Annotated in this window: 14 protein-coding genes; 11 read left to right on the top strand and 3 right to left on the bottom strand. The window is 68.0% G+C overall.

Annotation, left to right across the window (positions count from 1 at the left end; genetic code table 11):
• The first annotated feature begins 112 nt into the window (after positions 1 to 112).
• Both H261_RS11415 and H261_RS11420 read left to right on the top strand, forming a co-directional pair.
• A complete protein-coding gene (locus H261_RS11415) occupies positions 113 to 982 on the top strand; it encodes an FkbM family methyltransferase (protein ID WP_008617606.1) in 870 nt (289 codons plus the stop codon).
• Positions 979 to 3,363, top strand: coding sequence for a tetratricopeptide repeat protein (locus tag H261_RS11420; RefSeq protein WP_008617607.1), 2,385 nt, complete (start codon positions 979 to 981; stop codon positions 3,361 to 3,363). The genes H261_RS11415 and H261_RS11420 overlap by 4 nt, the downstream gene beginning before the upstream one ends.
• On the opposite strand, the gene H261_RS25785 is transcribed toward H261_RS11420, so the two are convergent.
• Both H261_RS25785 and H261_RS11425 read right to left on the bottom strand, forming a co-directional pair.
• A complete protein-coding gene (locus tag H261_RS25785; protein ID WP_008617608.1) occupies positions 3,364 to 3,507 on the bottom strand; it encodes a hypothetical protein in 144 nt (47 codons plus the stop codon).
• Between the two features lie 149 nt (positions 3,508 to 3,656).
• Positions 3,657 to 4,646 carry a dihydroorotate dehydrogenase-like protein gene (locus tag H261_RS11425; RefSeq protein ID WP_008617609.1) on the bottom strand — a complete coding sequence of 330 codons (990 nt, stop codon included), beginning with the start codon at positions 4,644 to 4,646 and terminating at the stop codon, positions 3,657 to 3,659.
• A gap of 155 nt (positions 4,647 to 4,801) precedes the next feature.
• On the opposite strand from H261_RS11425, the gene H261_RS11430 reads away from it, so the two are divergent.
• Together H261_RS11430 and cutA are read left to right on the top strand one after the other, a co-directional pair.
• Complete coding sequence (locus tag H261_RS11430) at positions 4,802 to 5,905, top strand: hypothetical protein (RefSeq protein WP_008617610.1); 1,104 nt, start codon at positions 4,802 to 4,804, stop codon at positions 5,903 to 5,905.
• 218 nt (positions 5,906 to 6,123) lie between these two features.
• Complete coding sequence (gene cutA, locus H261_RS11435) at positions 6,124 to 6,429, top strand: divalent-cation tolerance protein CutA (protein ID WP_008617612.1); 306 nt, start codon at positions 6,124 to 6,126, stop codon at positions 6,427 to 6,429.
• Positions 6,430 to 6,578: 149 nt separating this feature from the next.
• Here cutA and H261_RS11440 read toward each other — a convergent pair whose 3' ends face one another.
• Positions 6,579 to 7,733 (bottom strand): bifunctional 2-C-methyl-D-erythritol 4-phosphate cytidylyltransferase/2-C-methyl-D-erythritol 2,4-cyclodiphosphate synthase, encoded by a 1,155-nt coding sequence (locus tag H261_RS11440; protein WP_008617620.1) that lies wholly within the window; start codon positions 7,731 to 7,733, stop codon positions 6,579 to 6,581.
• A gap of 94 nt (positions 7,734 to 7,827) precedes the next feature.
• Between H261_RS11440 and ccsA the strand changes: the two genes are divergently transcribed.
• The 7 genes from ccsA (at position 7,828) to trkA (ending at position 17,296) form a co-directional block, all read left to right on the top strand.
• Positions 7,828 to 8,634 (top strand): cytochrome c biogenesis protein CcsA, encoded by an 807-nt coding sequence (gene ccsA / locus H261_RS11445; protein ID WP_008617621.1) that lies wholly within the window; start codon positions 7,828 to 7,830, stop codon positions 8,632 to 8,634.
• Positions 8,635 to 8,712: 78 nt separating this feature from the next.
• Positions 8,713 to 9,720 (top strand): tRNA dihydrouridine synthase DusB, encoded by a 1,008-nt coding sequence (dusB, locus tag H261_RS11450; RefSeq protein WP_008617622.1) that lies wholly within the window; start codon positions 8,713 to 8,715, stop codon positions 9,718 to 9,720.
• Positions 9,720 to 10,841 (top strand): two-component system sensor histidine kinase NtrB, encoded by a 1,122-nt coding sequence (locus tag H261_RS11455; protein ID WP_008617623.1) that lies wholly within the window; start codon positions 9,720 to 9,722, stop codon positions 10,839 to 10,841. The genes dusB and H261_RS11455 overlap by 1 nt, the downstream gene beginning before the upstream one ends.
• A gap of 5 nt (positions 10,842 to 10,846) precedes the next feature.
• Positions 10,847 to 12,307 carry a nitrogen regulation protein NR(I) gene (gene ntrC, locus H261_RS11460; RefSeq protein ID WP_040476294.1) on the top strand — a complete coding sequence of 487 codons (1,461 nt, stop codon included), beginning with the start codon at positions 10,847 to 10,849 and terminating at the stop codon, positions 12,305 to 12,307.
• The gene (locus H261_RS11465) at positions 12,308 to 14,542 is read left to right on the top strand and encodes a sensor histidine kinase NtrY-like (RefSeq protein WP_008617626.1); all 2,235 of its coding nucleotides are present in this window, start codon (positions 12,308 to 12,310) and stop codon (positions 14,540 to 14,542) included.
• Positions 14,532 to 15,923, top strand: a complete 1,392-nt coding sequence (gene ntrX, locus H261_RS11470) for a nitrogen assimilation response regulator NtrX (protein WP_008617627.1) — start codon at positions 14,532 to 14,534, stop codon at positions 15,921 to 15,923. Before H261_RS11465 ends, ntrX begins: the two co-directional genes overlap by 11 nt.
• Complete coding sequence (gene trkA, locus H261_RS11475; protein ID WP_008617628.1) at positions 15,920 to 17,296, top strand: Trk system potassium transporter TrkA; 1,377 nt, start codon at positions 15,920 to 15,922, stop codon at positions 17,294 to 17,296. Before ntrX ends, trkA begins: the two co-directional genes overlap by 4 nt.
• Positions 17,297 to 17,312: the final 16 nt, after the last annotated feature.

A 17,312-nucleotide genomic window follows, 5' to 3' on the forward strand; every position in this document is an offset into this window, starting at 1 on the left:
CGGATCATGAGCCGGGCCGTTTCGCTTTCCAATCGGGGCCCGGACCTGACCTTGAAACCGTGTCTGAGGCAGGCTAGCCTTGGGCCGCCATTCAGCAGGGGGCCCCATCCAGATGTCCGCGTCGCCGCCATCGCTCACCGCAATTCTCGGCCTTGATCTGAGCGTCGATATCGTGGATATCGGCGCCAATCCCATCGACGGCGATCCGCCCTACAAGGGGTTGCTGCAATGCGGGGCGGCCCGTCTGGTCGGCTTCGAGCCCAATCCCGGCGCGCTGGCCCGGCTGAACCGGGCCAAGGGGCCGTCCGAGACCTACCTGCCTTACGCGGTGGGCGACGGCGGACGCCATACGCTCAACCTGTGCCAGGCCGAGGGCATGACCTCGCTGCTGACTCCGAACCGGACGTTTTTCCAGTACTTCCACGGTTTCAGCGATTGGGCGCGGGTCGTCAGGAAAATGGAGGTGGATACGGTCCGCCTGGACGACGTGGAGCAGATCAGGCGCCTGGACTATCTCAAGATCGACATTCAGGGCGGCGAACTGACGGTTTTCAAGAATGCGCCGCGGCGTCTGGCCGAGTGTCTGGTGATTCAGACCGAGGTGGAGTTCTTGCCGCTTTACGAGGGACAGCCGCTGTTTTCCGAGGTCGAGATGCATCTGCGGGCCCTCGGCTTCGTGTTTCACCGTTTCTGGCCACTGCGGACCCGGGTCATCAAACCGATGCTGATCGACAACGATCCCTACAAGGGATTGTCCCAGGTGGTGGACGGCGACGCGGTGTTCGTGCGCGACTTCACCCGGTTCGAATTGCTGGATTCGGCGCAATTGCTGAAGCTGGCCCTGGTCATGCACGATGTCTACCGTTCCTTCGACGTGGCGTTGCGGGCCTTGCTGACCCATGACCGCCGCGAGAACACCAGCTATGTGCAGCGCTATCTGGGCGGTGGGGCCGTCGCCGCCGGGGCGGGGAGCAATCCGTGACCGGGGCGGACACCCTGTCCCGGGCCCAGGCCGAGCACCGGGGCGGCAACATCGCCGCCGCCGAGCCGCTTTACCGCGCCGTTCTCGCCGCCGACCCCGATCATGCGGAGGCGCTCTATGCTTTCGGCGTCCTGCTGGCCCAGACGGGGCGGCTTGGCGAGTCCCTCGGCCATCTGGAGCGTGCGGCGCGGTTGGCCCCCGATGACGGCCGGATCGGCCGCAATTTCGCCCTGGTGCTGCAGGCGGCCGGCCGCCTGCCCGAGGCGGAGCGGGAGTTCCTGCGGCTGCGGGAATGCGAGCCCGATCAGGCCGAACACCGTTTCGGACTCGGTCTGGTGACCTCGGCGCAAGGGCGGTTGGCCGAGTCCATCGGCCATTTCCGCGACGGCCTGGCCTTGGCGCCGCACGATGCCGAGGCCTGCTGCAATCTCGGCCTGGCGTACCGTGCCGCCGGCCGCCTGGATGAGGCTGTCGACGCCTTCGCCAGGGCGGCGCGGCTGGCGCCCGGCCTGGCCAAAGCGCATGGCAACCTGGGCGGCGCCCTGTTTGCCGCCGGCCGTTGGGCCGAGGCGGCCGAAGCCTGGAAGAAGGCCCTGGTCCTCGACCCGAATCATCCCGAGGTGGAGGCCGACCTGGGCATCGCCCTGGCCAATCTGGGGCGCCTGGACGAGGCCGTCCAGGCCTTCGAGCGGGCGGTCCGCCTCGATCCCCGGCACCCGGTCTTTCATTACAATCTGGGACGGGCCCTGCACGACATGGGGCGGCTCGACGAGGCCTGCGCCGTGTACGGTCAGGTCGTCGCCCTGGATCCCGGCCACGCCTCGGCCCATCTGAACCGGGGGGTGATCCTCAGGAAACAGAAGAACTATGCCGAGGCGGTGGCGGCCTATGACCGGGCCATCGCGCTGGAGCCGGGCAACGCCCACGCCCATCTCAACCGCAGCAAGGTCCTGTACGACATGGGGCGCCACCAGGAGGCGCTGGCTTCGTGCCGCGACGCCATCGCTCTCAAGCCCGAGGATGCCGAGGCACACAGCGAACTGGCGCATGTGCGCAAGCAATTGTGCGACTGGGAGGGGCTGGACCGGGACGAGGAGAAATGTCTTTCCCTGGTCCGCGCCGGGGCCGGTGGGGTCGATCCCTTCGTCTTCCTGTCCCTGTCCTCGACCCAGGCCGAGCAGTTGGCCTGCGCCCGGCTGTGGGCGGCGGACATCGCGGCCAGGGCGAAACGGTCCCCCGCCTTGCCGGCCGTCGCCGATGGTGGCGACGCGGGACGCATTCGCCTCGGCTATCTGTCCGCCGATTTCCGGGACCATCCGGTGGGCTATCTGGTCGCCAACCTGTTCGAGCGCCACGATCGCCAACGCTTCGAGGTCTTCGCCTATTCCTACGGTCCCGACGACGGGAGCCCCACGCGGCGGCGGCTGGAGCAGGGCGTCGACCGCTTCGTCGATCTGCGGTCCCTGACCCACGCCGATGCCGTGTCGCGCATTCGCCGGGACGGCATCGACATCCTGGTGGACCTGACCGGTTATACGTTGCACAGCCGGACGGACATCCTGGCGGCGCGCCCGGCCCCCATCCAGGTCAATTACCTGGGCTATGCCGGAACCCTGGGGGGCGATTTCGCCGATTACATCCTGGCCGATCCCACCATCCTGCCCATGGCGGAGCAAGCCTCGGTCACCGAACGGATCGTCCATCTCCCCAACTGCTACCTGCCGTCCGATCCCGACCGGGCGGCGGTTCCCGGGACGCCGGCAAGAGGGGCCTGCGGCCTGCCCGAGGACGGGGTGATCCTCTGCGCGTTTCACAACGCCTACAAGATCAATCCGCCCCTGTTCGACGTCTGGATGCGGGTTCTGGCGCAGGTGCCGGGGAGCGTGTTGTGGCTGCTCGACGGCTCCGCCAGGGCCAATCTGTGCCGCGAGGCCAAGGCCTGCGGCATCGATCCCGGCCGGCTGGTCTTCGCCCCCCGCGTCGGCATCGGCGCGTATCTGGCGCGGCACCGCCTGGCCGATCTCTACCTCGACACCTTGCCCTACAACGCCCACGGTTCCGCCGCCGACGCGCTGTGGATGGGGGTGCCGGTGGTGACCTGTCTCGGCCGGACCTTTCCCGGGCGGGTGGCGGCCAGCGTGCTCAAGGCCGCCGGCCTGCCGGAACTGGTCACCCGCACGCCTGCGCAATACGAGGAACTGGTGCTGGCCCTGGCGCGGGATTCCGAACGCCGGGCCGGGCTCCGGCGGCGGCTGGCCGAGGCGAAATCCGCGTCGGCGCTGTTCGACAACGCCCGCTTCACCCGCGATATCGAGACGGCGTTCACCCGGATGTGGCAGCGCCGGGTGGCCGGGAAGCCTCCGGAATCCTTCGCCGTCTGATCAGTCGCGCAGGATGGTGGTCAGGGCGATGATCGACCAGCCGAACAGGGTGGAGCCGATCACCGCACCGGCAACCACGATGGCGGCATAGCCCAGGAGGCGGGGAACGCGGCACTCGGTCTTGCAGGCGGCTTGGGCGGTCATGGAAGGCTCCGTTGGTCAGTCATGTATATGCGCTTTATATAATTGACCAACGTCACATTCAAGGCTTTGAATTGTTCTGATTCCGGATGGGCGCCATGCAAAAGGCCCGGCCGAAGCGGCCGGGCCTTGCCCAGGCTCGATCGGGAAAATCAGGCGTTGTAGGCGCCGCCCCGCAGGATGCGGATATAGTTGACCCGGTCAAAGGCGGCCAGGTCGCTGGTGGCGCCGCGGCTCATGCGGCCGCGGATGTCGGCGACGGAATCCGCCTCGCGCTCCTTCAATTCGGCGATCAGGCCGTCGTGCAGGGTCTTCATGTAGTCGATTCCGTGGCGCATCAGGGCCGAGGTGGTCATCACCACGTCGGCGCCGACGAACAGGTACTTCACCACCTCGGCGGCGGTCTGGACGCCGGAACTGGCGGCGATGGACGCCTTGATCTTGCCGGCCAGGGTGGCGATCCACAACAGGGGCAGGCGGATTTCGCCCTTGTGGCTGAGCTTGAGGTCGCGGACCAGCTTCAGCTCCTCCAGGTCGATGTCGGGCTGGTAGAAGCGGTTGAACAGCACCACGCCGTCCACCCCGGCCTGATCCAGGCTTTTCACCATGTTGCCCACCGAGCTGAAATAGGGGCTGAGCTTCATGGAAACCGGAATGGACACCGTCTCCTTCACCGCATCCAGGATGGCGAGATAGCGGGCCTCGACCTCGGTGCCGGTCAGTTCGATATCGGTGGGCAGCAGATAGACGTTCAGTTCGATGGCGTTGGCGCCGGCCTGCTCGATCTGAGTGGCGTAATCGGTCCAGCCGGTACGCGTGGTGCCGTTCAGGCTGGCGATCACCGGAATCTCCAGGGCGTCCCGGGTGCGGCGGATCAGCTCGAGATAGTTCTTCGGCCCGGCATTGGCGCTGATATTGGCGGGGAAGTACGAGAACGCCTCGGAATTGCCCTCGCAGACCAGACGCTCGATCTCGTCGATCTCGTTCTCGATGTCTTCCTGGAAGATGGAGGGCAGCACGATGGCCGCCGCGCCGCAATCCTCCAGCCGGCGTGAATTGCCGAGGTCCAGCGCCAGCGGCGAGGCCGAGACCACCAGGGGATTCTTCAGGTCGAGGCCGAGATAGCGGGTGGCGAGATTCATGGCGGGGCGTCCTTACAATCTGTTCCGAGCAATCTGTTTTGGCGTTCACGGGCGAATGTTGCGCGAGAGAAAGGGTAGACCCGGCCGGGCTCGCGCGGCAAGCCGGAAACGGATATGGTGCGCGGCGCCCCGATCTTCCAGGTTTCCGGCAAGTCATGCTCCATCCGTCCGCTTCGAAACATCTCTGGCTGGCCTTGTCCCCCCATGGCTATGGCCATGCCGCCATGACCGCGCCGGTCATCCAGGCCTTGCGCCGCCGACGGCCCGAGTTGCGTCTCACCATCCAGACCGCTCTGCCCCGGAGCTTCCTCGATGAGCGCTATGGCTCCGACTTCGTCCATGTGCCGGAGATTCCCGATTTCGGGCTGAAGATGCTGTCGGCCACCAATGTGGATCTCGACGCCTCGGCCGAGGGCTACCGCCGCCTGCACGCCGATTTCATCGGGCTGGTGGAGGGCGAGGCGGCGCGGCTGCGCGACGCCCGCCCCGACGCGGTGGTGGCCAACGTCCCCTATGCGACCCTGGCCGCCGCCGCCCGGGCCGGCATTCCGGCGGTGGCGCTCAGCTCGCTGAACTGGGCCGACATGTACCGCCATTACCTGGGCGACCGGCCCGAGGCCGCCGCCATCTGGGCGGAGATGCGCGACGCCTATGATTCGGCCCGGGCCTTCCTGCGCGCCACCCCGGCCATGGAGATGCCCAGCATCGGCAACGTGGTCGATATCGGCACCGTGGCGCGGCGCGGGCGGAACCGCCGGGATGAATTGCCGGGCCCGGCTGCGGCCCGGCTCGGGCTGGTGGCGTTCGGCGGCATCGACCACGACCTTTCCATGGCGCGCTGGCCGCGCCTGGAGGGCTGGACCTGGGCGAGCGCCCAGGACTGCCCCCCGGAGCGCGACGATATCCTGTCCTGGCGGGAATTGGGGCTGCCGTTCGCCGACCTGGTCGCCTCGGTGGACGTCATCGTCACCAAGCCGGGCTACGGCACCTTCACCGAGGCCGGATTGTCCGGGGTTCCGGTCCTGTACGTGGCCCGGCCCGACTGGCCGGAATCGCCGGCCATGGACCTTTGGCTGATGGCCCATACCAGGGCGCTGGCGGTTACCGTCGAGGAGATGCTGGGCGACCTGGAATCTCAACTGCGGACGTTGTTTTCTCTGCCATCTCAGGATGTTGCCCAGGCAATGGGCAACGAGGAGGCGGCGGAATTCATCGACCGCCTGCTGCTGGCCGAGGTCGGCACCTGCGAAAGCAGTTGATTGGAGGCGGATTTGTCACGACGGGGTATCGAAATCCGTTTACGCAATTCATATATGCGTGACATCGGTTGGCGGTGCCGTGGTACCGGACCGTGAGGGCTCCCGGTTCGATCTCCTCTTCCGGGATGACCTGCACAGACTCGTGGGGCGCGCCCGGTTGGCCAAAGGGCGCGCCCCGCTTTTCTGAGGAATAGGGGGATAAGCATTTGACGATAAACATGATTTATATCACCGCCTCCGACCGCGAGGCGGCCCTGGTCCTGGCCCGCGCCCTGGTAGGCGAGCGGCTGGTGGCCTGCGCCAACGTGCTGGACGGCGCCACCTCGGTCTATTGGTGGGAGGGCAGGGTCTGCGAGGGGCCCGAGGCGGTGCTGATCTGCAAGACCCGGGCGGAACTGGTGGACAAGACGGTCGCCCGGGTGCGTGAACTGCACGCCTATGCCTGCCCCTGCGTGGTGGCCCTGCCCATCGACAAGGGTAATCCCGCCTATTTCGACTGGATCAGGACAGAGACGGGCGGCTGATACCATGTCCCGCTGATCGAAACCGATCAGCGGCGCCCTCAGCGGCGGGCGGGTTTCTCCGAAACCCTTGCCTTCCGCGGCAAAAGCCGCGCGGCCCCTTGGGCCTGACCAAATCCCGATGAGTTCGGCTCATTGGGATTTGGTATGAGCTACCGCGGCAGCCAGACCGAGGCCATGGCCTGGGCGGCGATGCCTTCCTGGCGGCCGGTGAAGCCCAGGCCTTCGGTGGTGGTGGCCTTGACGCTGACCCTATCCTGGGAAATCCCCAGGATGTCCGCCACGCGCGCCGCCATGGCCGCCCTATGCGGCCCGACCTTGGGGCGCTCGCAGATGACGGTGACGTCCACGTTGACGATGCGGCCGCCCTTGGCGGCGACCAGCGAGCCGGCATGGGCCAGGAACTGGTCCGAGGCGGCGCCCTTCCACCGGGCGTCGGTGGGCGGAAAGTGGTGGCCGATGTCGCCGGCGGAAATGGCCCCCAGCACCGCGTCGGTCAGCGCGTGCAGGGCCACGTCGGCGTCGGAATGGCCCTCGAGGCCGGATTCATGGGGAATCTCGATTCCGCACAGCCAGACCGTCTTCTTGGCCGGGTCGAAGCGGTGGACGTCGTAGCCCGAGGCGCTGCGCACCTCTCCGGCTCCCTCGAACAGGTGGCGCGCCCGTTCCAGGTCGGCGGCGGTGGTGAGCTTGACGTTGTCCTCGGCGCCGGCCACCAACTCGACCGCCAGCCCGGCCTTTTCCGCCACGGCGGCGTCGTCGGTCAGCTCGAGGCCGATCACCGCGTGATGGGCGGCGACGATGTCGGCGTAGCGGAAGCCCTGGGGCGTCTGGGCGCGAAACAGGTTCGAGCGGTCCACCGTGTCGGCGACGAAGCCGTCCTTGCCCTTCTTCAGGGTGTCGGCCACCGGCACCGCGGGCAGGGCGCCGGGATGGCGGTCGAGGGCGCGGATCACCCGGCCGATGGTGCCGTGGTCGATGAAGGGCCGCGCCCCGTCGTGGATCAGCACCTTGGCGGGGGCGAGGTCCTTCAGGCTGTCCAGGCCGAGCCGCACGCTGTCCTGGCGGGTCTCGCCGCCATGGACCGGCTCCAGCAGGTTCAGGCCGGCGGCGGCCATGTCGTAGAGCTGGCGGTCGTCGGGATGGATGACGGCGCGCACCGCGCCGATCTCGGGATTGGTGGCGAAGGCCGCCAGGGTGTGGCGCAGCACCATGCGTCCGGCCAGGTCGTGGTATTGCTTGGGCAGGTCGCCGCCGAACCGCCGTCCGCGCCCCGCCGCCACCACCAGCACAACCGTCTTGGCCATCGTCGCTCTCCTGGAAAATAGGGGCGACAGACTATGCGAGAGGACAGGCGCTGTCACCCCTTTGCGCCGCCGCAAAGGATGATATAGTCCGCCCATGTCGTCCCTGGTTCTCAATATCGCCGCCCTCGTGGCGCTGCTGCCCGCCGCGCTGGTGGCCCTTCGCGCCGGCGAGGGGCGGAGCGCCCGGTTCCGCCTGTGCCTAGCCCTGGCGGTGGCCGGACCGGCGCTGGCGGCGGTTTCCCTGCTGGGGGGGCACTGGCAGACCAGCCTGTCCGCCGCCCTGTGGGTGTCCATCGCCGCCACCGCCACGCTGTTCGCCCTTGTGGCCCATGCCTCGGCGCAGGGCTGGCGCCTGGCGCCGCTGCTGATGCCGTTCCTGGCGGCGCTGGGCCTGCTGGCCTCGCTGGTCCAGTGGGTCGAGGCGCCGCTGCCGCTCGGCGGCGGGGCGGTACCCGCCGCCTGGCTGGACCTGCACATCATCGTTTCGGTGCTGACCTATGCTCTGCTGACCCTGGCGGCGGTGGCTTCGCTGGCCACCTTCCTGCAGGAGCGCGCCCTGAAGCGCAAGGCGCCCACCACGCTCACCCGCATGCTGCCCAGCGTCGCCGACGGCGAAACCCTGGCCGGCCGCCTGCTGCTGGCCTCGGAGGCGGTGCTGGGCCTGGGCCTGGCCACCGGCATGGCCACCCAGTATTTCGAGACCGGGACGGTGCTGACCTTTTCCCACAAGGCCCTGCTGTCGCTGCTGGCCTTCGCACTGATCGGCCTGCTGCTGGTCGGCCACCGGGTGTGCGGCGTGCGCGGCCGGGTGGCGGCCCGCGTGGTGCTGCTGGCCTATCTGCTGCTCACCCTGGCCTATCCCGGCGTCAAGTTCGTGACCCAGGTCCTGGTAAGCCATTAGGCTGGTGGAGGGTCTGCTTTTTTTCCAGGCAGCTTTTGCCGTTGCATTGTGTCGCGTCTGCATAATAAATACGCAGCCATGGCACAGATCACGCGCAAGACCGTTTCCATCGGATCGGTGACCCTGGATAACCCGGTCATCCTGGCCCCCATGGCCGGCGTCACCGACATGCCCAACCGCCGGCTGGTCAAGCGCCTGGGCGCCGGGCTGGTGGTGTCCGAGATGATCGCCAGCCAGGCGATGATCCGCCAGAACCGCCAGACCATGCAGATGGCCCAGCATACCGCCGAGGAATTCCCCATGTCGGTGCAGCTGGCCGGCTGCGAGCCCAAGGTGATGGCCGAGGCCGCCAAGCTGAACCAGGACCTGGGCGCCGCCATCATCGACATCAACATGGGCTGCCCGGTCAAGAAGGTGGCCTTGAAGGGCGAGGCCGGCTCGGCCCTGATGCGCAACGAGAATCTGGCGGCCCGCATCATGAGCGCCGTGGTCGAGGCGGTGGACATCCCGGTGACGCTGAAGATGCGCACCGGCTGGGACATGACCAGCCGCAACGCCCCCAGCCTGGCCCGGGTCGCCGAGGAATGCGGCATCCGCATGGTCACCGTGCATGGCCGCACCCGCAACCAGATGTATACCGGACAGGCCGACTGGGCCTTCATCGGCGAGGTCAAGCGCGCCGTGTCCATTCCGGTGATCGGCAACGGCGACGTGGAAAGCATCGACGACGCGCTCAGCATGCTGGAACTGTCGGGGGCCGACGGGGTGATGATCGGGCGCGGCACCTATGGACGGCCGTGGCTGCCGGGGCAGGTGGCCCATTTCCTCAGCTCGGGCGAGCGCCGCCCCGACCCGACCCTGGCCGAGCAGATGGAAATCATCCTCGGCCATCTGGACGCCATGCTGTCCCATTACGGTACCGAACCGGGCGTGCGCATCGCCCGCAAGCATGTGGGCTGGTATTCCAAGGGCCTGCCCGGCTCGGCCGAGTTCCGCGCCGAGATCAACCGCACCAGCGACCCGGCGGTCATGCGGGCGGCCATCGCCGCGTTCTACGCGCCTTTGCTGGAAAAGGCCGCCGCCTGATGCCCGCTCCCCTCGCCACCACGCTCCGGCGCGATCCCGATTCCTCGGCCTTCGATCCGGCCATCGTCCTGGGTTCCCTGGGGGCCGCCGTGCTGGCCCTGGACGGCGACAACCGCATCCGCTACGCCAACGGCGCCGCCGAGCAGTTGTTCGCCTGCGGCGCCGCCTATCTGATCGGCCATGCCGCCACCGATTTCCTGCCGCCCGATTCCCCGGTCCTGTCGCTGGTCGCCCAGGCGCGCGACGGCAACATCTCGGTGGCCGAGCACGGCGTGACCCTGGATACGCCCCGTACCGGGCACCGCACAGTCACCGTCCAGGTCTCGCCCCTCATCGAGAAGGCCGGTTCCGTGGTGATCAGCCTGCACGAGCAGTCCATCGCGCTGAAGATCGGCGCCCAGCTGACCAGCCGCAACGCGGCGCGCTCGGTGACCGCCATGGCGGCCATCCTGGCCCACGAGGTCAAGAACCCGCTGTCGGGCATCCGCGGCGCCGCCCAGTTGCTGGAGCAGAACGCCGGTGAGGACGACCGTATCCTGACCCGGCTGATCTGCGACGAGGCCGACCGCATCGTCGCCCTGGTCGACCGCATGGAGGCGTTTTCCGACAATCCCACCGTGGAGCGGGGCGCGGTCAACATCCACCGGGTGCTGGAGCATGTGCGGCGTATCGCCGAGGCCGGATTCGCCCGCTCGGTGCGGATCATCGAGAATTACGACCCGTCGCTGCCGCCGGTGCTGGGCGACCGCGACCAGTTGGTGCAGGTGTTCCTCAATCTGGTGAAGAACGCCGCCGAGGCGGTGCCGGAGGAGGGTGGCGAGATCGTCGTGTCCACCGGCTACCAGCACGGCATCCGCCTGGCCCTGCCGGGCAGCGAGACCCGACGCCACCTGCCGCTGGTGGTCAGCATCCAGGATAACGGCCCCGGCATCCCCGAGGATCTGAAGCCCAACCTGTTCGACGCCTTCGTCACCACCAAGACGTCGGGCAGCGGGCTGGGTCTGGCCCTGGTGGCCAAGATCATCGGCGACCACGGCGGCGTGATCGAGTTCGACAGCGTGCCAAGGCGGACCATCTTCCGGGTGATGTTGCCCATGGTCCAGGACGGGGACGGCAAGTGAGCACCATGACCACGACCACCACCACCACCGCCACCATCCTGGTGGCCGACGACGACCGCGGCATCCGCACCGTGCTGTCCCAGGCCCTGGGCCGCGCCGGCTACGAGGTGCGGACCACCGGCAACGCCTCGACCCTGTGGCGCTGGGTGTCGGAAGGCGAGGGCGATCTGGTGATCACCGACGTGGTGATGCCCGACGAGAGCGGGCTGGACCTGCTGCCGCGCATCAAGAAGATTCGTCCCGAGCTGCGCATCATCGTCATGAGCGCCCAGAACACCCTGCTGACCGCCGTCAAGGCCACCCAGCGCGGCGCCTTCGAATACCTGCCCAAGCCCTTCGACCTGAAGGAACTGGTCAACGTGGTCGGCCGCGCCCTGTCCACCCCCCGGGCGGTTCCCGCCGAGGCGGCGGGGGCCGAGGACGAGGAGAAGCTGCCCCTCATCGGCCGCTCGCCGGCCATGCAGGAAATCTACCGCACCCTGGCGCGGCTGATGAGCACCGATCTCTCGGTGATGATCACCGGCGAATCGGGCACCGGCAAGGAACTGGTGGCCCGCGCGCTGCATGATTACGGCAAGCGCCGCAACGGCCCCTTCGTGGCCATCAACATGGCGGCCATCCCGCGCGAGCTGATCGAGAGCGAACTGTTCGGCCACGAGAAGGGCGCCTTCACCGGCGCCACCCAGCGGGCCGCCGGCCGCTTCGAGCAGGCCGAGGGCGGCACCCTGTTCCTCGACGAGATCGGCGACATGCCGCCCGAGGCCCAGACCCGCCTGCTGCGCGTGCTGCAGGAGGGCGAGTACACCACGGTGGGGGGCCGCACCCCCATCCGCGCCAATGTGCGCATCGTCGCTGCCACCCACCGCGACCTGACCCAGCTGATCCGCCAGGGCCTGTTCCGCGAGGATCTGTTCTACCGCCTCAACGTGGTGCCCATCCGCCTGCCGCCCCTGCGCGAGCGGTCCGAGGACATCCCCGAGCTGATCCGTCACTTCCTGGCCCAGGCCGGGTCGGAAGGCCTGCCTTCCAAGACCATCGACGGCCAGGCCATGGACCGGCTGCGCAAGCATCGCTGGCCGGGCAACGTGCGCGAACTGGAGAATCTGGTCCGCCGCCTCGCCGCGCTCTATTCCCAGGAAGTGATCGGCATCGAGGTCATCGAGCAGGAACTGGTGGGCGGCACGCCCCACGCCGATTCCATCAGCGGCGGCGTGGAGGGCGAGGGGCTGTCGGCCACGGTGGAACGTCACCTGCGCGAGTATTTCGGCAATCACGGCGACGGCCTGCCGCCCGCGGGGGTGTATGACCGGGTGCTGCGCGAGGTGGAGCGTCCGCTGGTGACCATCGCGCTGGAGGCGACGCGCGGCAACCAGATCAAGGCCGCCCATCTGCTGGGCGTCAACCGCAACACGCTCAGGAAGAAGATCAAGGATCTGGATATCCAGATCAGCCGCGGCCTCAAATAGATGGCGTTCGGCCGCCGCATACGCCATTGGGCGCGCCGGGTCGATCTGGCGCGCCGTCTGGCCTATGGCCTGACCTTCGCCTCCATTCCGGCCATCGTCGCCACCGTCTGGGTGATGGGCGGCGGCGGCGGCGGTCCCACCGGCCCCGATCCGCGCATCGTGCTGTCGCTGCTGGCCACCGACGGCGTGTTGCTGGCGGCGCTGGGCGGCGTGGTGGGCTATCGCGTGCTCGACGTGCTGAAGGCGCGGCGGCGCGGCGCCTCGGGCTCCCGGCTGCACCTGCGCTTCATCATGCTGTTCGCCCTGGTGGCGGTGACGCCTTCGGTGCTGATGAGCGTCGGCTCCACCGCCTTCTTCCGCTATGGGGTGGAAAGCTGGTTCTCGGACCGGGTGCGCACCGCACTCCAGGCCTCGCTGGAGGTGGCGCACGCCTATCTCGAGGAGCATAAGCGCATCATCGGCGGCGATGCCCTGGCCATGGCCAACGACATCAACCGCGAGGGGCTGATCCTGCTGCGCTCGCCCCAGCATTTCGGCCAGTTCGTCGGCACCCAGGCGGCCATCCGCGGCCTGACCGAGGCCATCGTCTTCGACACCCGCGGCAACATCCTGGCGCGCTCGGGGCTGATCTTCGCCGTGGAGGCCAGCATCGACCAGATTCCCGCCTGGGCGCTGGACAAGGCCCGCGGCGGCGACGTGGTGGTGCTGTCGGGCTCGGGCGAGGACCGGGTCAAGGCGCTGGTCCAGTTGCAGGGGCTGTTCGGCGATACCTTCTTGTATGTGGGCCGCTTCGTCGATCCCAAGGTGATCGGCTATATGGCCCAGACCTCGGAGGCGGTGGCCCAGTACGAACGCCTGGAAGGCCGCCTGTCGGGGTTGGAGCGCGCCTTCTCGCTGATCTTCGCCCTGGTGGCGCTGCTCCTGGTGCTGACCGCTATCTGGGTCGGCCTGTCCATGGCGGTCAAGCTGGCCACTCCCATCGGCCGGCTGATCGACGCCGCCGAGAAGGTGCGCTCGGGCGATCTCGACGCCCGGGTGGCCGAGGACGCCGCCGACGAGATCGGCGTGCTCAGCCGCGCCTTCAACCGCATGACCCATCAGCTGTCCAGCCAGCGCCAGGATCTGGTCGACGCCAATCGCGAGCTGGACGAGCGCCGCCGCTTTACCGAGACGGTGCTGGCCGGCGTGTCCTCCGGCGTCATCGGCCTGGATGCCCTGGGCCGTATCCACCTGCCCAACCGCTCGGCGGGGGAACTGATCGGCGTCAATCTCGACGAGCAGGTGGGCAACGACATCCGGGACGTCATTCCCGATCTGGCCGAGCCCCTGGACGAGGCGGTCCGCCGGCCCGACAAGCTGGTCCAGCGCGAGGTGCGCCTGTCCACCCCCGGCGGCCGCTCTCGCATGCTGCTGGTCCGGGTGGCGGCTGAACGCCTGGAATCCGAGATCATCGGCTATGTGGTGACCTTCGACGATATCACCGAACTGGTCTCGGCCCAGCGCAAGGCCGCCTGGGCCGACGTGGCGCGGCGCATCGCCCACGAGATCAAGAACCCGCTGACACCGATCCAGCTGTCGGCGGAGCGGCTGAAACGCAAGTATCTCAAGGAGATACACAGCGATCCTGAGACTTACGTCAATCTGGTGGAGACCATTGTCCGCCAGGTGGGCGACATCGGCCGCATGGTCGACGAGTTCTCGTCCTTCGCCCGCATGCCAGCGCCGCAGATCAGGGCCGACGACTTGAACGACATCTGCCGCCAGGCGGTGTTCCTGCAGAAGACCGGCAATCCCGGCGTGGAATTCGTCCATCGGCTGCCCGAGGGCAAGGTGCTGGTGCAGTGTGACGGCCGTCTGATCGGCCAGGCGTTGACCAATCTGCTGAAGAACGCCGTGGAGGCCATCCAGGGCCGCGACGACCCGCAGGCGCCGCCCGGCCGCATCGTGCTCAGCCTGGAATTCCTGCCGGACCGGCTGGCGGTCACGGTGGAGGACAACGGCAAGGGCCTGCCCACCGAGAACCGGGAACGGCTGACCGAGCCCTACGTCACCACCCGGACCAAGGGCACCGGCCTGGGGCTGGCCATCGTCAAGAAGATCATGGAAGACCACGGCGGTGATCTGTATCTTGAGGATGCGCCTGGGGGGGGCGCACGGATCGGGCTGGTCTTCCCGGCCCCCGAGCAGCAGCAATCCCAGGCAACCGGCGACACCACGGCAACCCATGGCGCATGACATCCTGATCGTCGACGACGAGGCCGACATCCGGGCCTTGATCGCCGGTATCCTCGAGGACGAGGGGCACAACACCCGCGAGGCCGCCAATGCGGACGAGGCGCTGGAGGGGATCCGTGCCCGGCGGCCCAATCTGGTGATCCAGGACATCTGGCTGCAGGGCTCGCGCCTGGACGGGCTGGAAGTGCTGGACGCCATCAAGCGCGACCACCCGGAAGTGCCGGTGGTGATGATCTCCGGCCACGGCAATATCGAGACCGCCGTCCAGGCCATCAAGCAGGGCGCCTACGATTTCATCGAGAAGCCGTTCAAGGCCGACCGGCTGCTGCTGGTGGTGGAGCGCGCCGTCGAGGCGGCCCGCCTGCGCCGCGAGAACGAGGAACTGCGCCTGCGTTCTGGCTCGGGCGGCGAACTGGTCGGCGGGGCCATCGGCATCCAGCAGGTCCGCCAGGCGGTGGAGAAGGTGGGGCCGACCAATTCCCGCGTGCTGATCACCGGCCCGGCCGGTTCGGGCAAGGAAGTGGTGGCCCGGCAGATTCACGCCCGCTCGCGCCGGGCCGAGGGGCCGTTCGTGGTGCTCAATTGCGCCGCCATGCATCCCGACCGCATGGAAATGGAGCTGTTCGGCACCGAGCACGGCCTGGACGGTCCCGATACGCCCCGCAAGATCGGTACCTTCGAGCAGGCCCACGGCGGCACCCTGCTGCTGGACGAGGTGGCCGACATGCCGCTGGAAACCCAGGGCAAGATCGTCCGCGTCCTGCAGGACCAGATGTTCGAGCGGGTCGGCGGCGGAAAAAGGGTCGAGGTGGACGTCCGCGTCATTGCCTCGACCAATCGCGACCTGCAATCGGAGATGAATGCCGGGCATTTCCGCGAGGATCTGTTCTACCGCCTCAACGTGGTGCCGGTGAAGATGCCGGCGCTCCGGGACCGGCGCGAGGATATCCCCGCCCTGGCGCGGCACTTCATGACCCTGGCCGCGGCGGGCGCCGGGGTGCAGCCCCGGGTGGTGGGCGAGGACGCCATGGCGGCGCTGCAGGCCTATGACTGGCCGGGCAACGTCCGCCAGCTCAGGAACGTCATGGACTGGCTGCTGATCATGGCGCCGGGCGACGCCAAGGAATCCATCCGCGCCGACATGCTGCCCGGCGAGATCGGCGCCATCACCCCGGCCGTGCTGCGCTGGGAGAAATCCGGCGAGATCATGACCCTGCCGCTGCGCGAGGCGCGGGAACTGTTCGAGCGGGAATACCTGCTGGCCCAGGTCAACCGGTTCTCCGGCAACATCTCGCGCACCGCCGCCTTCGTCGGCATGGAACGTTCGGCCCTTCACCGCAAGCTCAAGCTGCTCGGCGTCAACACGGACGAAAAGAAATGAAGGTCATAGTCTGCGGCGCCGGTCAGGTCGGCTTCAACATCGCCCATTATCTGGCCGGCGAGAACAACGACGTCACCATCATCGACCAGCGGCCCGAGCTGATCCGCAAGGTCAGCGACACCCTGGACGTCCAGGTGGTGCTGGGCTTCGCCTCCCATCCGGCGGTGCTGGAACAGGCGGGAGCCGGCGACGCCGACATGATCATCGCGGTCACCGCCGCCGACGAGGTCAACATGGTGGCCTGCCAGGTGGCCCACTCGCTGTTCAACGTGCCGACCAAGATCGCCCGGGTGCGCAGCCAGAGCTATCTGGCCCCCCTCTGGGCCAACCTGTTCTCGCGCGAGCATCTGCCCATCGACGTGATCATCAGCCCGGAGATCGAGGTGGCCCGCGCCATCACCAAGCGGCTGCAGGTGCCGGGCGCCATCGACGTCATCCCGCTGGTGGGCGACAAGGTGCGCCTGATCGGGGTGCGCTGCACCGACCTTTGCCCGCTGATCAACACGCCCTTGCGCCAGCTGACCGTGCTGTTCCCCGATCTGGCCATCGTCATCATCGGCATCGTGCGCGACGGCAAGGCCATCGTGCCGACCTCCGAGGATCAGATGATGGAGGGCGACGAGGTCTATTTCGTCGTCGATACGGACCATGTGGACCGGGCGCTCGCGGCCTTCGGGCGCGAGGACCAGGAGGCCCGGCGCATCGTCATCTTCGGCGGCGGCAATATCGGCCTGTTCCTGGCCCAGCAGCTGGAGGCCGCCCGGCCCGGAACCTCCATCAAGATCATCGAGTCCAACAAGGAGCGCGCCGAGTTCGTCGCCAAGGCGGTCGGCCATACCGTGGTCATCCACGGCGACGCGCTGGACCCGGAAATCCTGGAAGAAGCCTCGGTGGCCGCCGCCGAGGCGGTGGTGGCGGTGACCAACGACGACGAGACCAACATCCTGTCGGGCCTGCTGGCCAAGCGCTACGGCTGCCGCCGCACCATGGCGCTGATCAACAAGACCACCTACAACGCGCTGGTGGCGCCGCTGGGCATCGACGTGGCGATCAATCCCCGCGCCATCACCGTCTCCAACATCCTTCAGCATGTGCGCCGCGGCCGCATCCACGCCGTCCACTCCCTGCACGAGGGATTCGGCGAGCTGATCGAGGCCGATGCCCTGGAAACCTCGTCCCTGGTGGGCAAGCCGCTGCGCGACGTCAAGCTGCCGGGCGGCGTGCTGCTGGGCGCCGTGGTCCACGACGGCAAGGTGGTCAGCCCGCGCGGCAGCACCGTCATCCATCCCGGTGACCGAGTCATCCTGTTCGCCACCGCCGACGCGGTGAAGAAGGTGGAGAAGATGTTCTCTGTCCGGCTGGAATATTTTTAAGATCTTTTAGCCACAG

The sequence above is a fragment of the Paramagnetospirillum caucaseum genome, from assembly GCF_000342045.1.
Classification (GTDB): Bacteria; Pseudomonadota; Alphaproteobacteria; order Rhodospirillales; family Magnetospirillaceae; genus Phaeospirillum; species Phaeospirillum caucaseum.

What these genes read in the sequence shown, in the direction of transcription:
- H261_RS11415 (WP_008617606.1), top strand. Translation starts at nt 113, where the DNA reads ATGTCCGCGTCGCCGCCATCGCTCACCGCAATTCTCGGCCTTGATCTG.
- H261_RS25785 (WP_008617608.1), bottom strand. Translation starts at nt 3,507, where the DNA reads ATGACCGCCCAAGCCGCCTGCAAGACCGAGTGCCGCGTTCCCCGCCTC.
- H261_RS11425 (WP_008617609.1), bottom strand. Translation starts at nt 4,646, where the DNA reads ATGAATCTCGCCACCCGCTATCTCGGCCTCGACCTGAAGAATCCCCTG.
- H261_RS11430 (WP_008617610.1), top strand. Translation starts at nt 4,802, where the DNA reads ATGCTCCATCCGTCCGCTTCGAAACATCTCTGGCTGGCCTTGTCCCCC.
- cutA (WP_008617612.1), top strand. Translation starts at nt 6,124, where the DNA reads ATGATTTATATCACCGCCTCCGACCGCGAGGCGGCCCTGGTCCTGGCC.
- H261_RS11440 (WP_008617620.1), bottom strand. Translation starts at nt 7,733, where the DNA reads ATGGCCAAGACGGTTGTGCTGGTGGTGGCGGCGGGGCGCGGACGGCGG.
- ccsA (WP_008617621.1), top strand. Translation starts at nt 7,828, where the DNA reads ATGTCGTCCCTGGTTCTCAATATCGCCGCCCTCGTGGCGCTGCTGCCC.
- dusB (WP_008617622.1), top strand. Translation starts at nt 8,713, where the DNA reads ATGGCACAGATCACGCGCAAGACCGTTTCCATCGGATCGGTGACCCTG.
- H261_RS11455 (WP_008617623.1), top strand. Translation starts at nt 9,720, where the DNA reads ATGCCCGCTCCCCTCGCCACCACGCTCCGGCGCGATCCCGATTCCTCG.
- ntrC (WP_040476294.1), top strand. Translation starts at nt 10,847, where the DNA reads ATGACCACGACCACCACCACCACCGCCACCATCCTGGTGGCCGACGAC.
- H261_RS11465 (WP_008617626.1), top strand. Translation starts at nt 12,308, where the DNA reads ATGGCGTTCGGCCGCCGCATACGCCATTGGGCGCGCCGGGTCGATCTG.
- ntrX (WP_008617627.1), top strand. Translation starts at nt 14,532, where the DNA reads ATGGCGCATGACATCCTGATCGTCGACGACGAGGCCGACATCCGGGCC.
- trkA (WP_008617628.1), top strand. Translation starts at nt 15,920, where the DNA reads ATGAAGGTCATAGTCTGCGGCGCCGGTCAGGTCGGCTTCAACATCGCC.